The following is a 16,257-nucleotide window of genomic DNA, read 5'->3' as shown; positions in this document are numbered from 1 at the left end:
CACACAATAAACCAGAATAACGGGTGGCGCAAACACCCTGCACAGGCAAGACAAAACACTAAGCCAGTTTGATTAATGGTACTCAGAAAAGCGAAGCCTAAACTGGCGGTTAACCGAAATATATTGCCACAAAGGGCAGGCTCAGAGGACAATTCCGCGTTAATTTATAATTTCGCTTTAAAGATAGGCTTTTTCAGGCTATGAAAGCAAGTTTTTGTAGCTTTTTCATGGCTGGTAACACAAAAAGCGTTGAAAACAATCTTGTATGAGTGAGCAATCTGGTGGTATGTTACCAAAGGTAGAGATCCTCATCATTGGGGGCTTTTTTATTTTATTTATGATTTGGGCGGTCTCCAAATGTGCGGCTACGCAGGAGGCTTACGAAGAACAGGCACAGCAGGAAGCCATAGAGGAAGCTCAGGTGGACTCCCTGCGCGGTGCCGGTCTCGTTGGGGATTACATGCCCCTGGATACGACCGTAAAGCCTCTAAAGAAACCGGAGTCTGAAGTAGAAAGCAGTGCGACGGCTATTTCTACACCGCTCTATGTCATTACACCAGCTCTGAATATGCGCACCGGGCCAGGCCTTCGCTTCAAAATCATGGAACGCCTGGAGCTCTATGATGAATTGCAGTTCCTGGGCGAGGTGACGGATACGACACAACGCATTGACCTCGGCGAGATCACAGCAGAAGAACCCTGGGTGAAAGTACGAACGCCAAGTGGTAAGGAGGGCTGGGTGTTTGGTGCCTGCATTGACTACTATAAGCACGAGCTTAAAGGAGTCGAGACGGATTAGCACCGCCAAGACACCTGCAACCCTCCCAACGGCTACAGCCCATACACCCGGATCACCTCCAGCAACTGGGCTGCAAAGTCAGGTTCTTCTGAAAACCCTTTGTCTTCCAGTGCTGCCGCCCAGCCGCGTACATTATCCACACCTAGTGTTTTCAGTTCGCTGTAGGGTCCGGTGGTAACGAAGAAGCTGTAGTCTCTAAAGCTGGTCCAGGCATTTTCATACTGCCTGAGGCAACGCCCATCATAGGTCTTTTCTGCCCCTTTCCAGTCATCCGTGCAAGGCAACAGGAAATGGTTATTGCGCCCCTCTCCGGACCAGGGGGCCGTACCGGCCTGACTGTGCAGTATGGCACTTGCCAGTGTAATTGCTGCCGGTATTCCAAACTTGCGCTCCTCACTTTGAGCTACTTTATCGAAGCGTTCAATGTATTGCTTAATTCGGTCCTGCCCGGTGCGCTGTAGTCGCTCCAGCGCGTTGGTCTTCTTAGGGCTGCGTGCCGCAGCAGTCAGGTCAAAATGCTCTGTTTGGCTGGCAGTAGCATCAATGGTAGCATTATCCGTATACCGCTCACTTTTGACGGCTTTCTCTTGTGGTCGTTCTTCCGGGCTTTGCTCCAGTTGTACCGGTGTGTTGAGGTTGAGCTTAAAGCTGAGGTCTTTTTTTAAGGCAACAAAAATTAGTAAGGCAGCAATACTTAGCTTAAACCAGTTGCGCTGTAGATAGCCTTTGATGTGTTCTGCTTTCGGGCTCATTTTTAATACATTTTGTTTCCTAGAACTGTGTTTTAAACAAAAGTAAAACAAAAAGTTTTCATTTGCAATACCTAAAAACAATTTGTGAGCTATTTTAGCTAGCTCAGTACGACATCCAAATTGGTGCGTCTATGCTGCTGATCACGAGTGTATGTTTGGAGATGCACTTCGGCTGACAACCAAAGCCTTGTGAATCCCGCATGCTGTGGGGCAGTCTCCGCCAAACGCGCATTTTCCGTTTAGCCATTAATCTGTCGGCACACTGGCACAGCATTTGGGTATGACTATTTAATTATCAAGGCTATTTTGCTCCAGACCTACACTGGAGAATTAAATAAAAAAGGCTCCGGGTTGTAATCCCGAAGCCTTAGGCCATTTATATGTTTTTGCCGGAGTATTAAAGCTGCGCCAGTGCCTGCTTCAGGTCCTCAGCAAGGTCCTCGACATCTTCCACGCCTACACTCAGCCGGATGAGCGAATCCGTGAGGCCAACTTTCAGGCGTTCCTCACGCGGGATGGAGGCATGCGTCATGGAAGCGGGGTGCCCGATGAGCGACTCCACGCCACCCAAGGATTCGGCCAGGGTAAAGATATTGGTATTGCTCAGCACTTTCACTGCGAGGTCGAAGCGGTCATCTTTCAGGTCAAAAGAGACCATGCCACCATAGTAGCGCATCTGCTTTTTTGCGACCTCATGGCCCGGGTGATCCGAAAAGCCGGGGTAGTATACTCGGCCTACTTTATCAGCACCTTTGAGCACTTCAGCAATTTGGGCAGCGTTTTGGCAGGCTCGTTCCACCCGAAGGTGAAGTGTCTTGATGCCCCGGAGTACCAGGAAGCAGTCCTGAGGGCCAGGTACAGCACCAACGGCATTCTGGAAAAAGTGGAACTGCTCCGCTAGCTCATCGTTGCTAGTGACCAAAGCGCCCAGGACCACATCAGAGTGGCCGCCCAGGTACTTGGTAGCGGAGTGCAGGACAATATCAGCGCCCAAATCCAGCGGGTTTTGGAGGTAAGGAGAGGCAAAGGTGTTGTCCACGCAGCTCAGAATACCTTTTTCCCGGGCAATGCCACAGACCGCTTCGATGTCCACGATGTTGAGCATGGGGTTGGTCGGTGTTTCTACCCAAAGGAGTTTGGTTTGGTCTGAGATGGCAGCCCGCACCGCGTCCGTGTCATTAAAGTCGACAAAGGTAGACTTGATACCATATCGCTCGTAAACCTTGGTCATCAGGCGATAGGAGCCGCCATAGAGGTCGTTGGTGGAGACTACCTCATCGCCCGGGTTCAGGAGTTTAAGCACGGCATCCATGGCTGCCAGGCCACTGCCGAAGCAAATGCCATGTTTTCCGTTTTCCAGCGCAGCGAGGTTGTTTTCCAGGACGGTCCGGGTGGGGTTTTGAGTCCGGGCGTATTCGTAGCCTTTGTGGTCGCCCGGCGCGCTTTGTGCATAGGTGGACGTTTGATAGATTGGTGTCATGACGGCACCGGTCACGGGGTCCGGGTGTACGCCGGCGTGTATGGTTTTGGTTCCGAATTTCATATGTAGGGCTGTGTACTTTCGGCCCGCCTGCAGCGGGTTGTGATTTAAAAAATGAAGAAAAGGGCAATCTGATAAGCATACCAGATTGCCCTTTTAGGACACCAGAGGCGCTAGCCGCCAACCGGTGTGTTATAAGACTTAGCTGTAATTAAGCGTTAACAGCGTCAGAAATTTCTTTACCGGGCTTGAATTTTACAACGTTCTTAGCTGCAATTTGGATGGTTTCACCGGTTTGTGGGTTACGTCCGCTGCGTGCTTCGCGGTGGGAAACAGAAAAAGTACCAAAGCCGATCAGGGTAACTTTGTCACCGCCCTTCAGTGAGTCAGTGATGCCGTCGAGCACTGCGTTCAGTGCGTCAGTAGCCTGGGCTTTAGAAAGGTTCGCGCTATCGGCGATTTTGTTAATAAGATCTCCCTTATTCATTTCTGAATGTTTTAATTAGTTAAACTTAACGTGCGGCAAATTTATGCGCTGGAACTGTCATTACCAAGTTTTGCTACTCAAAAAAAATGCGGGAAGCCAGAATTTTCAAGGGTTTTGGACGTTTTGGATATATCTTTGGAGTGAATTACTTTTGACACTTGTTTATTTTTCTTCCGATCAGAATAAAATTTGCATACATGCGCCGAAGCTTATTGTTATTAGGATTTTGTACGGTTCTGGCTTTTATGACGGTTACAACCTCTTCCTGCAACCGTAAAGCCGGGTGCCCGGCAGTGGAAAACGCTCATGTCAAGCCCAACCGTAAGGGGGAATTGCCAACAAGGGGGGGCAAGTCGCAGCTCTTCCCGAAGAAGTTCTACAAGAATTAGACTTAGACTATGTTGGGAATTCGCTTTTGGAGCGAATTTAGTCAAATTTTATTCTGAACGAGGCACGATGAAGGAGCATAGCCTTAAGCTAAGTGACTGAAGAGTAACGAAGTGCAGGATAAAATTTGGCAAATGCAGCCCAATGGGTGAAATCCCAACATAGTCTTACTGCTTCCGGCGGGGGTCCAGGGCATCAGTGAGCCCTTCGCCCAGCAGGTTGAATACCGTGACTGTCACAAAAATCGCCAGCCCGGGGAAGATCGCCAGCCACCAGGCAGAAAATTTACTCCGGGCCAGGTTGAGCAGAGAGCCCCAGGTGACCTCTTCTGCGGCAACGCCAATACCCAGAAAGGATAAAAACGCTTCCATCAGTATCGCACTGGCGATTCCAAACGCGATGGTAATGAGTACCGGCGTTAGTGCATTGGGGATAGCATGCCGGGCTATGATCCGCCATTCGCTGTAGCCCAGGGCCTGTGCGGCCTCAATGTACTCCAGGTTTCTCACCCGAAGCAGCTCTGCACGGATGAAGCGGGCGATTCCCGTCCAGCCTATCAGCCCGATAATGGCCATAATATAAAAGACCGACTGTTCCTCAATAATGGCTACGATGCTTAGTATGAGGAGCAGCCCGGGAATAGAGTTGACGACTTCGATCAGCCGCATCACGCCCAGGTCAAGCGGAATAGTGATCGGTCGCGACCAGACCCCCTTGCCTTTCAACCACACAGCAAGCAGATTGACCAGGCTCATAATGGCGGCGATGAGGGCCAGGCTCTTGAATATTTCCCAACCAAAGGTGCCCTCACTCAGGGCAAAGGACCGGGCCTGAAAGCCATAGAAGTAGGCGAGGAAGGCCCCCAACCCGTTCAGAGCCAGCCGAATCCGGCTGATACTGAACCGCTCATCCCCAAAGTAGCCGGCCAGTGCGCCGAGGAAGATGCCGATCACCGCGGCAATACTCATTGCTACAATACCGACCAGCATGGCCGTACGGGTGCCGGCAATCATCCCGGCAGCCACATCTCTGCCCAGTTGGTCGGTGCCGAGCCAGTGCCGGAAGCGCGTGGAAGGCACATCCTGCTCATCGCCCGGAGCTACGTAGTTGCGGTTGTTGCGGTCCATCGTTTGGGCAGAATAGGGGATAGGTGCCCAGATCACATAGTCGTAGTCGTGCTCATGCCAGCTGTTCTGAAAAAAGCGGGCTTCCCAGCTATCCAGCCCGAGCCCGACCGCATAGGAGCGGAATACCGGGAAGTGCGACTCCCCGTCGAGCTTGGCGTATATCGGCTTTTCATTGGCGATGAAGTCTGCAAAAAGGGCAATAAACCCAAGGAGGTACAGTACCCGCAGCGACCAGACCGCCATCCGGTTTTTCCGGAACTGCTGCCGCACGATCGACCAGTAGCTCTGTGGGGGAGCTTGCTGTTGGCTGAGGTGGTCAGCCAGTTCCTGTTCTTTGCGTACGCCAATCAGCATAGTCAATTCTTGTCTTTTCCGTAGGAAACCCGGGGGTCTACCGTCGCATAAAGGATATCAGCCACAAGTATACCGCTCATCGTCAGTACTGCGGCAAGCATTAATACGGTGTACACTACCGGCCAGTCGCGCTGAAAAATGGCGTCAACGGTCAGTTTGCCCATACCGGGTATATTGAAAATCACTTCAATCACTACTGAGCCGGCAAATACAGCAGGGAAGATACTCGCAAACATCGTGATAATGGGAAATAAAGCGTTGCTGAATGCATGTTTCCAGATCACCGGTTGCGCATTCAGGCCTTTGGCCCAGGCGGTACGGATGTAATCCTGCCGGATCACGTTCAACATGCCGCCCCGTACCTGCCGTGAAATAAAGGCCAGCGCCCCGTAGGCCAGGCAAAAGACGGGGAGCACTAGGTGCGTGCCTGCTTCCACAAAGCGCTGCCAAAACGGTGCCTCCGGTGGCAGATCGCCCAGCCCCAGAGACGGGAACCAGTCCATACCATACTCCGGCGTAGTAAAGAAAACCACCAGCATCGTGGCAATCCAGAAGTTGGGCAGCGAATACAACACGAAGAGCAGCAAAGTCGTCACACGGTCAAACGTACTGTCTTTCCAGACCGCCGAAAATACCCCAATCGGCACCGATAAAAGATAGGCAATAAAGATGGCCAGGAGGTTCATCGTCAGGGTCCACCGAAGTGCATCTCCCATCTTATCAGCTACAGGTCTGCTGTCAACAAAGGATTCTCCAAAATCGAGGGTCAGAAAATCCGTAATCCAGTTGTGGTATTGATTGTCGAACCCGTACCATTTGATATCGGGTATGTAGAGCCGCCCGGGGCTGGCTTGAGTCTTAAGCTGACTGTACGTTTCTTGCAGTTGAGCCACCGAAATGCCGATGGTTGCCTGAAGGGTGCTGTCTCCGGCGGTTTGGCTGGCGGCTTTGTCGAGCAGGCTACTGATGCGCTCGTCCTTATAGGCCAGGTACAGCTGTTTGATGAGTGGGCGTACGGACCGGACCGCTTCGGTTTTGCCTAGGAGCTGTTCGGTACCCCGGTCTGCCTTCCGTATCGCATGATAGTAGTGGGAAATGGCTTCCCAATTGCCATACTGTTGAATGAGCTTGACCAGGTTTTCTCTCTCATCGCGCTTAAAGATGCGATAGAGCGTGTCGGGGTAGGCCTCAGAAGACAGGCTCAGGTAAAAAACAGGCTTGTCCAGCCCCAGGTATTCGGAAGTTTCCCGGTACACCCGGTCCGCATCCCTTAGCTCACGCTGCAGCCCTCCACCCATATCGCGGTTGCGCTGTTCCACCGGATCGCCGGGTGCCATCTTGCTCAGCCCAAAGGCCAGCAATGAGATGACCAGCAGGGTGGGCAGAAAAATCAACAGGCGTTTAAGCAGGTACTGCAGCATAAATGGCGGGCACCTAGCCCTCGGTTTTAAATTTTAATAATGCAGGGACGTAGCCCGGGAACACCGGTGTGATCGGGGCTTCCAACTCCTTATTAATGATAAGCCGGCCGGTCGGTACCAAAATGGGAATGATCGGCATAGACTCGTGGATTTTGGCCTGTAGGTCTATGTAGAGCTTTTTGCGCTCTTTGGGGTCCAGGGTAACTTGTATACGGTCAATAAGCGCATCGGTTTCAGGAGTGGCAAAACCACTGCGGTCATCACCTTCGGAATGGTACTCCTGCTTGGGCTCCCAGGTGATCGGCTGAATGCCTTTGGCACCTGCCAGGAGCTCAAAGTCCCGGCGGCTGACATCTTCCATATTCACGTTGTGCTCCTGTGGGGTCAGGGTGATTTCGATACCGGCTTTTTTGGCAGACTCCTGAAGCAGCAGGGCTACATTTTGAGAAACCTGCCGCCCGGCGGTGTACTTGTACTCCAGCGATAATTCCGTAAGTACCCCATCAATTTTTTTGTCCACAATACCATTATCGTTGCTGTCTTCCCACCCTGCTTCGGTCAGCAGTGCCCGGGCCTTTTCCACTTCATAGGGGATTGGCTTAATATCCGGGTTGTGGTAAGAAGAGGAAGCGAGTACGGCGCCGGTCGAAGGCTCTGCCAGCCCAGAGAAGGCTGTGCTGATAATACTTTCCACATCAGTGGCGTAGGCCAAAGCCCGGCGCACCTTAGGATCCTCCAGTTTTGGAAGGCGGGTATTGACATAAATAAAGGCATGCACCAGAGAGGGGGGGGTGTAGAAGTCAAACTTTTCAGCTACAAATGCCGTTTCTTTCAACTCATTGAACTGCTCAGGCGCAATGTTCGTCAGTACATCAAGCTGCCCGTCCTTCAGGGCAGCCACCGCTGCGGTCTGATCCTGAATGGGGCGGAAGATCATCTCCTGCGGATAGGATTCCATGACAATGCCTGCGCCTTCCACCTGATCGCCCCACCAGTCCGCTTTGCGTTCGAGGACCAGCCGCTGACCGGTTTCCCAGCGCACCAGCTTGTAAGGCCCGCAGCCATTCACACCTTCCGGCTCCCGGCTGAAAAAGGGGCTGGTGAATTGCTCAGCAAACTGGTTGATCTTTTCATTGCTTTCGGCGAGGGCTTTGGCTTTTTCGGTATCCATCAGGTCGGGCAGGGGGATGTCCGCCATCAATCCAAGGGAGTCATAATGGTGCATGGGCAGCACAGGCAAAGCCGCACTTATCGCTTCCTCCCCAATGATATATTTTTGGTCAGAATAGACGGTGAACCGTTTTGGGTTTTCCGCATCTATTTCCACTTCCTTAATGAAAGACAAGTAAACCCGGTAGGGCGCAGCCGGCACCTTGGGATTGAAGGTGGCTTTCATGGTGAAAAGGAAGTCCTCTGCCGTCACCGGGCTGCCATTGTCCCAGATGGCTTCCGGGCGGATTTCAAAGGTGTAGGAAACGCCGCCTGCGTAGGGGCCTTCTTCCAGAATTTTCACTTCAGGCGCGCTCACAGCAAGAGCCGGTTCCAGCTCCAGGGTAGTGGGGTTGAGCCGCTGCAAATAGGAAAAGGTGGCACCAATAATGGTATTAGAATAATTGCTTATGGTCAGCACCGGGTTGAGCTGATCGGGCTCCGCATCCAGTTGCAGGCTTACCGATTCAGGTGCAATGCCTTGGTTCGTTTGGTCGGTCTCTGATGCGGGGTCCGGATCACTGCCACAGCTGAAAAAGCCAATCAGTACAGCAAATAACAAGAAGCGGAGGGTATAACGTAAAGTCATATGGTCGGTTTTTTAGATTGAATTGGGGCTAAATAAGGTAAAAATAGGTCCAATGAATAAATTATTGGGGCGCTACATCCCGCAAAACAAAGTCCTGAACAAAAAAGCCAGGCCTTCGCGCGGAGGCCATCGCTTCGAATCTTTTGCTGATGGCGATGCGTTCCAGTGGCGAAAATAGGAAAATGTAAGGCTGCTCTTCGTATATCAGCTCCTGAAATTCGAGATAAAGCTCGCGGCGCTTCTGCTCATCCAGGGTTACCTGTATTGCTTCAATGAGCCGGTCGGCTTCTTCGTTGCGGAAGCTGACACGGTTGCCGCCGGACGGGGTGTCGCTCTCCGAGTGCCAGAGCTGCTTAGGGTCATCGGGTATAGGCGCTTGCCCCCAGCCGCTGGAGTAGATTTCGTAATCGCGCTTTTTGACCTGGTCGATCAGCACCGTAAATTCTTTAGGCACGATATTAATGCTCACGCCGGCCCGTTTGGCATTGTCCTGAAAGAGGAGGGCTTGGTTGTTGGCAAACTTGCTGGCAGAACTGATGATATAGTCCAGCTCCAGTTCGGTGAGTACGCCGTTGAGGTTTTTATCTACAATTCCATTGCCGTTGGTGTCTTCCCAGCCAGCTTCTGCCAACAAGCTGCGCGCCTGTTCCGGATCAAAGGGGATAGGGGGCAGCTCGTCATGGTAATAAGGCTTGGTAGGGTGGAAGGGCCCCACGGTGCGGGTGGCCAGGCCGTTGTAAAGGGTGTTGATCAGTTCATCCACGTCAAGCAGGTGAGCCAGCGCCCGGCGTACCCTTTTGTCTGCCAGTTTTGGAGACTTATTGTTGAGCCCGATGAAGTAGTACACGAGTGCCGGCGGCGTATGCAGTTCGTACCGGTCGCTTACCAGATCATTGTCCCTGAGGCCGACAAAGTCTTCGGCATCAATCTGGCTCGTCACATCAATCTGTTCGTCTTTAAGCGCAGCCAGCATGGCCGTCTGATCGGGGATAATCGTAAAGACCAACCGCTCCGGTGCCGCGCTAAGCATGGGGTAATCCGCCTTCAGGTCATCCCCCCACCAGTCAGTTTTGCGGGACAATTCAATTTTCTGCCCGGTTTCCCAGCCTTCAAAAGTGTAAGGGCCGGAACCGGAAATGAAGCCTTTTTCCCGGGAGTACTTAGGGCTGTTGAAGGCATCTGCAAAAGCCTGTAGGCCAGGGTCGGACTCCACAAGGCGGGCTGCTGCCTCAGGGTCGGACAAGTCCGCCACACGGTATGGGCTAAGCAGGCCTTCCGGGTCGTAAATATGGGCGGGCAGCACCGTCATATTGCTGATGGCAGGCTCGCCGAGTATATATTTCTTATTGGCATAAACCGTGAATGCTTTGGGGTGGTCAGCATCTACCTCCACCTCGCTGATGAACTCCAGGTAGGCGCGGTAGTGCGCGGCATTGACTTTGGGATTGAGAATGGCTTTGAGCGTAAAAGCGAGGTCATGCCCGGTGATCGGGCTGCCATCATCCCAAACCGCGGCCTCATGTATTTCGAAAGTATAGGCGACACCACCGGCGTTGGGGCCCTCATTGATTTCTTCAACTACGGGGGGCGATTTTGCCAGCTGTGGCTCCAGCTCCAGGGTAGTGGGGTTGAAGTGGAGGAGGTTGAGAAAGAGCTGCTCGTTCACCACGCGGGCGTAAGTGCTTGCCGCAAGTATAGGATTCAGCCGGTCGGGCTCGGCAGGAAGCCGGGCATAAACGACATTGTCTTTGCGTTTAAAATCCACTCCGGAGGCTTGCCCGCCGGAAGCAGTCGAACTGTCCTGGCAACGCCAAAGAAAAAAGCTAAGCATCAGCAGTAGTACTGCGGGGCTGATTTTGATCATGTTTTTAGATTCGTTCAAAGGTAGAATGAGAGACGGAAACAAAATAAGTTAGACCGTTTGAGGTTTTGCGATATTTCATAAGCAATCGAAAACTTGGAAGTTGCGTTGAAATATCGCAAAAGCCCAAAGAGAAAACGGTCTGGCTTATTTCCGTCAAGCTACTAAGCTTCGGGCCTGCCCTAAATTAAAGGATTTGGTGAGTAATTTATAATTATTTTTCCGGAGGCGGCTTGTTGGTGGACCAATAGCCTTGGTGCGCCGGGGCAGAGTGGTGAGTGAAACAGGTTTTTTCCAATCAGGTGTTTTAGGTAAATGGCCGGTCAATTGAGGCTTAGTCATCCTTCGTCGAGACTTCGGCGGCCGGGGAGTGGCTGCAAAGCAGGCGTTGCTCTTGGGTGACGCAGGCTGGAGCTCAACCTGAACCTTGCCTTTCATGAATTGTTAAATATTTACGCCAAGCCCTGCGGTGCTCGGCAAGGGTTACCTTCAAAACAAAAACCAACAGATATGTCTACAGTTCTCATCGGTGGCGGTACAGGTCTAATTGGAACACGGCTCAGCGCATTGCTCAAAGCAAAAGGGTACGAGGTGATGCACCTCAGCCGGACGGCCCGGCCTGATGCTGAATTCCCTGCCTTTGAGTGGGATGTTGAAGCGGGCACGATTGATGAAGCCGCTGTGGCAAAAGCGGATTACGTGATTAATCTGGCGGGTGCAGGCATTGCCGACCGCCCCTGGACCAAAGCCCGGAAAAAGCTGATCATCAGCAGCCGTGTCCAATCCGCAGCCCTGCTGGCCGAGACCTTCCAAAAACTGGGGCATCAGCCTAAGGCTTATCTTTCCAGCTCTGCAATTGGCTACTACGGCGACCGCGGCAACGAGTGGATGTCAGAGGATGCAGAGCCCGGCGACGGCTTCCTGTCGGAAAGTACACAGGCCTGGGAAGAAGCCATTCAAGGCGTAGCGGAAACAGGCGTACGGACGGTTGGTCTGCGTATCGGGATTGTGCTGTCTACTCAGGGCGGCGCACTTGAAAAAATGCTCATCCCTTTCCGGTTTTACACGGGGACTTACTTTGGAGACGGCGAGCAATGGTATAGTTGGATCCATATTGATGATATCGCCCGGATGTTCATTTATGCGCTGGAAACGGAAGCGCTGTCGGGTTTCTACAACGGCGTAGCGCCCAATCCGGTGACCAACAAACGCCTGGTTGCCCAAATGAAGGAAGCGCTGAACTCCCCGGCTTTGATTGTGCCGGCGCCGGCTTTTGCCATGCGCTTAGCGATGGGCGAAATGGCGGACGCCGTACTGGACAGCACCCGCGTACTGGCGGATAAGATTCAGGCTGCGGGCTTCACCTTTGAGTACCCTACTGTTGATAAGGCACTTCAGGCACTATTGCACTAAAACTTAATATACTCCACCGGGTCTACCGGCTTGCCTTTGTGCCAAAGCTCGAAGTGCAGGTGCGGCCCGTCCGACAGTGTCCCGGTATTGCCAATAATGGCAACCGCTTCCCCGGCTTTGACAAAGCTGCCCGCTTCCTTCAGCAGCACGGAGTTGTGCTTGTAAAAGGTGATGGTATTGTTGGAGTGCTGAATGCCGATGGTGTTGCCCGTCTCCAGGGTCCAGTCAGAGAAAAAGATGAACCCATCCATCGCGGATTTGATCGCGGTGTTTTTAGGTGCCAGTACATCCACGCCGTAGTGTTTTTTGTCAGGCATGAAGGCGGCACTGATCTCTCCGGTAACAGGCGGGGAGAAAAACAACTGCTCCAGGGGCACATCGCCCGGAGAGAAGTTGACGGGGCGGCCACGGCGTGCCACGTCTCCAATTTCCTTGAGTTCCAGTTCTTCGCGCAGTTGTTCTTCTGCCTCTGAGCGTTCCACCTCCTGCAGAGAGTCCATGTGTACTTCAGGCCCAGCTTTTTGCTCAGCCTGTTCGGCGGTTTCGACATCCCCCACGAGGACCTTTCGGATATTTTCAGAATAGGCTCGCTGGGCGGCGAGTTGTTGCTCCAGTGACTGTACCTCGTCGTACAGTTTTTCCACCTGCCGGCGGGCTTTATCGCCTTCGCCGTAGCCGGGCACATACTGTCGCAGCGGGGTAAAGGCAATGGCCGTCACCACCAGGAAAGCCACCAATACCAGGATAGTGCTGGCTGCGACGTACACATTGAGCAGGGTAAGCCGGTACGAGCCCACTTCTTCGAAGGTCTCGTTGTTCATGATGATGAAACGGTACGTATGCTGAAGGTTTTGCTTCGTCCGTTTCCACCACGCTTTGAATTTATCTTCGTTCGGAGCCATGTGTGTTTGTTGTTTCTTTTGGGACGCTCGGTTTAGAACAATATTTGACTGCTGGTGATGTGCCGTTAGGCACAAAATATCGGTAAAAAAGGTATAGCGCACGAAGTTCGTGCCGTTAGGTACGAAATGTGAAACCCCAAAACACAGAATACATTCCGTACCTACGGCACGGACTTTTTTCGTATCCCAACTTTTACCGATATGACGTACCTAAAGGCACGCTGTTCCTGCCGAATCCTAAAGTAATACTCACTGTTGTTTCTTGTACCCGCCTGAATAACGCTGCCAAGTTGCTAATATTTTCACACGACCTCCCTCTGGTCGGTTGTTTAGAAAAGATTAGCGAATCAAAATGACATCATTTATTTTTTCTCCGCCGCTAAAAGGTTTGTAGTCTGTTAATAATAAAATAATTTTGGCATTTGGCGTTTATTATACAGTTCCGGGGCCGTAAAGTTAGGCAGTGTCCCCAGCGCCCGGAAGTAATTCGGCCTTTTTCTTTACAATTTGGCGCCCCGGCAGGCGCATTCGGAAAATAACTGGACTTTGAAACAGATCAATAAGATACTTTGGGTATTCCTGAGCATGGTGGTACTGGCAGCCTGTACCACCACCAAGAGCCGCAGCGATATGTCAGCGCTCAGCGAAGCGTACCACAACACAACGGCGCATTACAATGGTTATTTTAATGCGAATGAAATCATCATGCTCAGTAGAGCGTTGCTGGAACAATCATACACAGACAATTATACCAAGCTGCTGCCCATCTACAAACACCTGGCTGTGGAAGATGCCACCGTGGTTGCACAAGACCTCGATATCGCCATGGAAAAGGTGACCGTGGTGGTCAATCTGCACCCCTACAGCAAGTGGGTGGATGATTCTTACCTGGTCTTCGGCAAAGCCCAGTATTACAAGCGCGACTACGAAGCTGCAGAGGCGACTTTCCGCTTCTTTTCCAATGAGTTTAGCCCCGAGGAGATGCGCAAAAAGGAGAAAAAAGCCGATGCTGCCAAAAAAGCCAGTAAGAAGAAAAAGAAAAAGAAGAAGCGCAAAAAGTCCCGCAGCAAGAAAAACAAGATGAGCAAGAAGAAGGCGCGGGCATTGAAAAAGTACAACAAGGCTGTCCGCAAAGCCCGTAAATCCGGCGGGCAGGCACCGGAAAAGCCGGCTATCCTTCAAAGTGGCAAAGACCAGGAAATGGCAGATGCCAAAGAGGAAAAGCGAAAGGAAAATGAAGCCGCCCTGGAGGAAGAAAATGCAGCGAACGATGATCCGAAGAAAAACCCGCTGAAGCATCAGCTGGCCTACCAGGAGGGCATGTTGTATTATGCCAAAACCCTTATTGAACGCGACAAGTTTGACGGCGCAGAACGGGTGATTCGGGAGCTGGAACAGGACCCGGGGACCTTCGCGGAGACCAAAGCCGAATTGGCGGTCATTAAAGCGCACCTCTATATCTCGGAGGAGGCTTACGTAGATGCCCTGCCTGCTTTGGAGAACGCCATAGAAATGACGGACGATAAGACCCTCAAAGCCCGCTACGCCTTTATTATGGCACAAATCTATCAGAAACTGGGCAACAGCCGTGGCGCTTATGCCGGGTTCGAGCAGGCCCTGAATTTCCGGCCGGACTACGTGATGGCGTTCAACTGCAAACTGAATATGGCGCAAAACGCCTGGGCAAACGGTACCGGAAGCGCCCGGGAAGCGCGTGCCAGCCTCGAAAAGCTGCTCAAAGACGAAAAAAATGCCGAGTTTAAAGATCAAATCTACTTTGCGCTGGCAATGATTGCCTTCAAGGAAGGCGATCAGGCGGAAGGGGTGCGCAACCTACAGCTGTCCCTGCAGCATGAATCTGCTAATCAGGGGCAGAAAGCCGAAGCTTACGTGACACTGGCCGACTTCTACTATGAGGGAGAGTCCTATGTGAAAGCCAAAAATTACTACGACAGCACCCTCATGGTAATGACAGAACAGGACGAGCGCTACAAGCGGGTCAAAGGCATGGCCAGCAGCCTCACAGATATCGCCAAAAACCTGGAAATCATCGCCCTGCAGGACAGTCTCCTGACCATCAGTCAGATGACGCCGGCCGAGCAGGAAGCCCTGGCATTGGAAATTAAGAAAAAACAGGATGAGGCCCGCCGTAAGCAATTGATCGCACAAGCCAACCAACAAGCTAATCAGCGTTTTGGCAACCTCAATAACCGGGTGAATGCGAGTGCAAGCCTTGGCTCTGAAGAAAGCTCCTTTTTTGCCTACGACGATCGGAGGCAGAAGCGGGGTATCCGGGATTTCCAACGGGTTTGGGGCACCCGCCCACTGGAGGATAACTGGCGGCGCTCAGCGGCAAGCTCTAACGATATTCTGGAGGAAATTAGCTCCGATAATGGTAGCGATATCCTGACGGACGAGGAGATCGAAAAACTCCTGGGTGCAGTCCCTAAAACCGAAGGCGATATCGCAGCGGCTGAAATTCAGCTGCAGGAAGCGATGTCCAAACTGGGCGCCCTGTACCGGGAACGCCTCGAAAACTACGATCAGGCCGTAGCTGTACTGGAGGGGCTCAACGAGCGCTTCCCCGGCAACACCTACGAGCTGGATTCCTGGTATCAGCTCTATCTGGCGTACACGGATATGGGCAACAACGAGAAAGCAAGGTATTATGCCGATAAGATTTTGGAGAAATACCCGAATACCGCCTATGCGCTAATCATTAAAAATCCAAACTACGCTGAGGAGCTCGTCAAGGAAGAGCGGGAGCTCAACCTCTACTACGATGAGACCTATGCCGCCTTTACTTCCGGTAACTATCGCCTGGCATTTGACCGCAGTCAGCAGGCTAAGGATAAATTTGGGGCAGCTAATCCGTTTCAGCCCAAGTTTGCCCTGCTTTCAGCCATGAGCACCGGCAATATGGAAGGTAAGGAAGCCTACGTGGAAGCGCTGCGCAAAGTCGTGGCTCGCTACCCTGACACGGAAGAGCAACTGCGTGCCCGGGAAATCTTGCGCCTCTTGGGCGAGACGACTACGAGCCTGCCTGCCGGCGCAAAAGAGGAAATCGAAGCCTTTACACAGGAGGATGACAAGCTGCACTATACCATTATCGCCTTTAAAGACAAAGAAGTGAGCCTCACAGATGCCAAGGTACAGGTGTCAGACTACAATGAGAAGTACCACAAGCTTGACCGCATCCGGATATCCAATATTTATCTTGGCACAACAGCCGATGACCGTATTCCGATCCTCGTGCTGCGCCGCTTTAAGAACAAGCAGGACGCTATGAAGTACTATAATGGCGTACAGCGCAATAAGAGTGAGTTTGTCGAGGGAGGAGTGGAGTTTGAGCTCTTCCCTGTCACCCAGAACAACTACCGCGAAATCCTCAAGCAGCGTAAGATTGACGGTTACCGCTTGTTTTTCCAGCAATACTACCTCAACTAGCGTCAGCCCACTTCTGATACCCGGATGAT

At 52.1% G+C, this 16,257-nt stretch carries 12 protein-coding genes; 4 read left to right on the top strand and 8 right to left on the bottom strand.

Annotated elements, in window-relative coordinates:
* Positions 1-265 precede the first annotated feature (265 nt).
* Positions 266-799 (top strand): SH3 domain-containing protein, encoded by a 534-nt coding sequence (locus tag MRY86_RS22160; protein WP_293569560.1) that lies wholly within the window; start codon positions 266-268, stop codon positions 797-799.
* Positions 800-831: 32 nt separating this feature from the next.
* Here the strand turns inward: MRY86_RS22160 and MRY86_RS22155 are convergent, their stop codons facing one another.
* From MRY86_RS22155 to MRY86_RS22145, 3 genes are all read right to left on the bottom strand, one after another.
* Positions 832-1,551 (bottom strand): glucosaminidase domain-containing protein, encoded by a 720-nt coding sequence (locus MRY86_RS22155; protein ID WP_293569561.1) that lies wholly within the window; start codon positions 1,549-1,551, stop codon positions 832-834.
* Between the two features lie 397 nt (positions 1,552-1,948).
* Positions 1,949-3,094, bottom strand: a complete 1,146-nt coding sequence (locus tag MRY86_RS22150; RefSeq protein WP_293569562.1) for a cystathionine gamma-synthase — start codon at positions 3,092-3,094, stop codon at positions 1,949-1,951.
* Between the two features lie 148 nt (positions 3,095-3,242).
* The gene (locus MRY86_RS22145) at positions 3,243-3,518 is read right to left on the bottom strand and encodes an HU family DNA-binding protein (protein ID WP_293569563.1); all 276 of its coding nucleotides are present in this window, start codon (positions 3,516-3,518) and stop codon (positions 3,243-3,245) included.
* A gap of 197 nt (positions 3,519-3,715) precedes the next feature.
* Between MRY86_RS22145 and MRY86_RS22140 the strand changes: the two genes are divergently transcribed.
* Positions 3,716-3,907 (top strand): hypothetical protein, encoded by a 192-nt coding sequence (locus MRY86_RS22140; protein WP_293569564.1) that lies wholly within the window; start codon positions 3,716-3,718, stop codon positions 3,905-3,907.
* Between the two features lie 165 nt (positions 3,908-4,072).
* Here MRY86_RS22140 and MRY86_RS22135 read toward each other — a convergent pair whose 3' ends face one another.
* The 4 genes from MRY86_RS22135 to MRY86_RS22120 form a co-directional block, all read right to left on the bottom strand.
* Positions 4,073-5,386: an ABC transporter permease gene (locus MRY86_RS22135; RefSeq protein WP_293569565.1), complete on the bottom strand. Its 1,314-nt coding sequence runs from the start codon at positions 5,384-5,386 to the stop codon at positions 4,073-4,075.
* Positions 5,387-5,388: 2 nt separating this feature from the next.
* Positions 5,389-6,807, bottom strand: coding sequence for an ABC transporter permease (locus tag MRY86_RS22130; RefSeq protein WP_293569566.1), 1,419 nt, complete (start codon positions 6,805-6,807; stop codon positions 5,389-5,391).
* 13 nt (positions 6,808-6,820) lie between these two features.
* The gene (locus tag MRY86_RS22125; RefSeq protein ID WP_293571953.1) at positions 6,821-8,605 is read right to left on the bottom strand and encodes an ABC transporter substrate-binding protein; all 1,785 of its coding nucleotides are present in this window, start codon (positions 8,603-8,605) and stop codon (positions 6,821-6,823) included.
* 61 nt (positions 8,606-8,666) lie between these two features.
* Positions 8,667-10,469 (bottom strand): ABC transporter substrate-binding protein, encoded by a 1,803-nt coding sequence (locus MRY86_RS22120; RefSeq protein ID WP_293569329.1) that lies wholly within the window; start codon positions 10,467-10,469, stop codon positions 8,667-8,669.
* 507 nt (positions 10,470-10,976) lie between these two features.
* Between MRY86_RS22120 and MRY86_RS22115 the strand changes: the two genes are divergently transcribed.
* Positions 10,977-11,879 carry a TIGR01777 family oxidoreductase gene (locus tag MRY86_RS22115; protein WP_293569331.1) on the top strand — a complete coding sequence of 301 codons (903 nt, stop codon included), beginning with the start codon at positions 10,977-10,979 and terminating at the stop codon, positions 11,877-11,879.
* Here MRY86_RS22115 and MRY86_RS22110 read toward each other — a convergent pair.
* Positions 11,876-12,781, bottom strand: a complete 906-nt coding sequence (locus tag MRY86_RS22110) for a M23 family metallopeptidase (RefSeq protein ID WP_293569333.1) — start codon at positions 12,779-12,781, stop codon at positions 11,876-11,878. The two genes, MRY86_RS22115 and MRY86_RS22110, sit on opposite strands and share 4 nt — an antisense overlap.
* A gap of 546 nt (positions 12,782-13,327) precedes the next feature.
* Between MRY86_RS22110 and MRY86_RS22105 the strand changes: the two genes are divergently transcribed.
* Positions 13,328-16,228, top strand: coding sequence for a tetratricopeptide repeat protein (locus MRY86_RS22105; protein ID WP_293571951.1), 2,901 nt, complete (start codon positions 13,328-13,330; stop codon positions 16,226-16,228).
* Positions 16,229-16,257: the final 29 nt, after the last annotated feature.

Origin of the sequence: Phaeodactylibacter sp. (assembly GCF_022763345.1) — a bacterium.
In the GTDB taxonomy this organism is placed as follows: domain Bacteria; phylum Bacteroidota; class Bacteroidia; order Chitinophagales; family Saprospiraceae; genus Phaeodactylibacter.
Note: the sequence above shows the minus strand (reverse complement) of the source record. Positions and strands in the feature narration are given on the sequence as shown.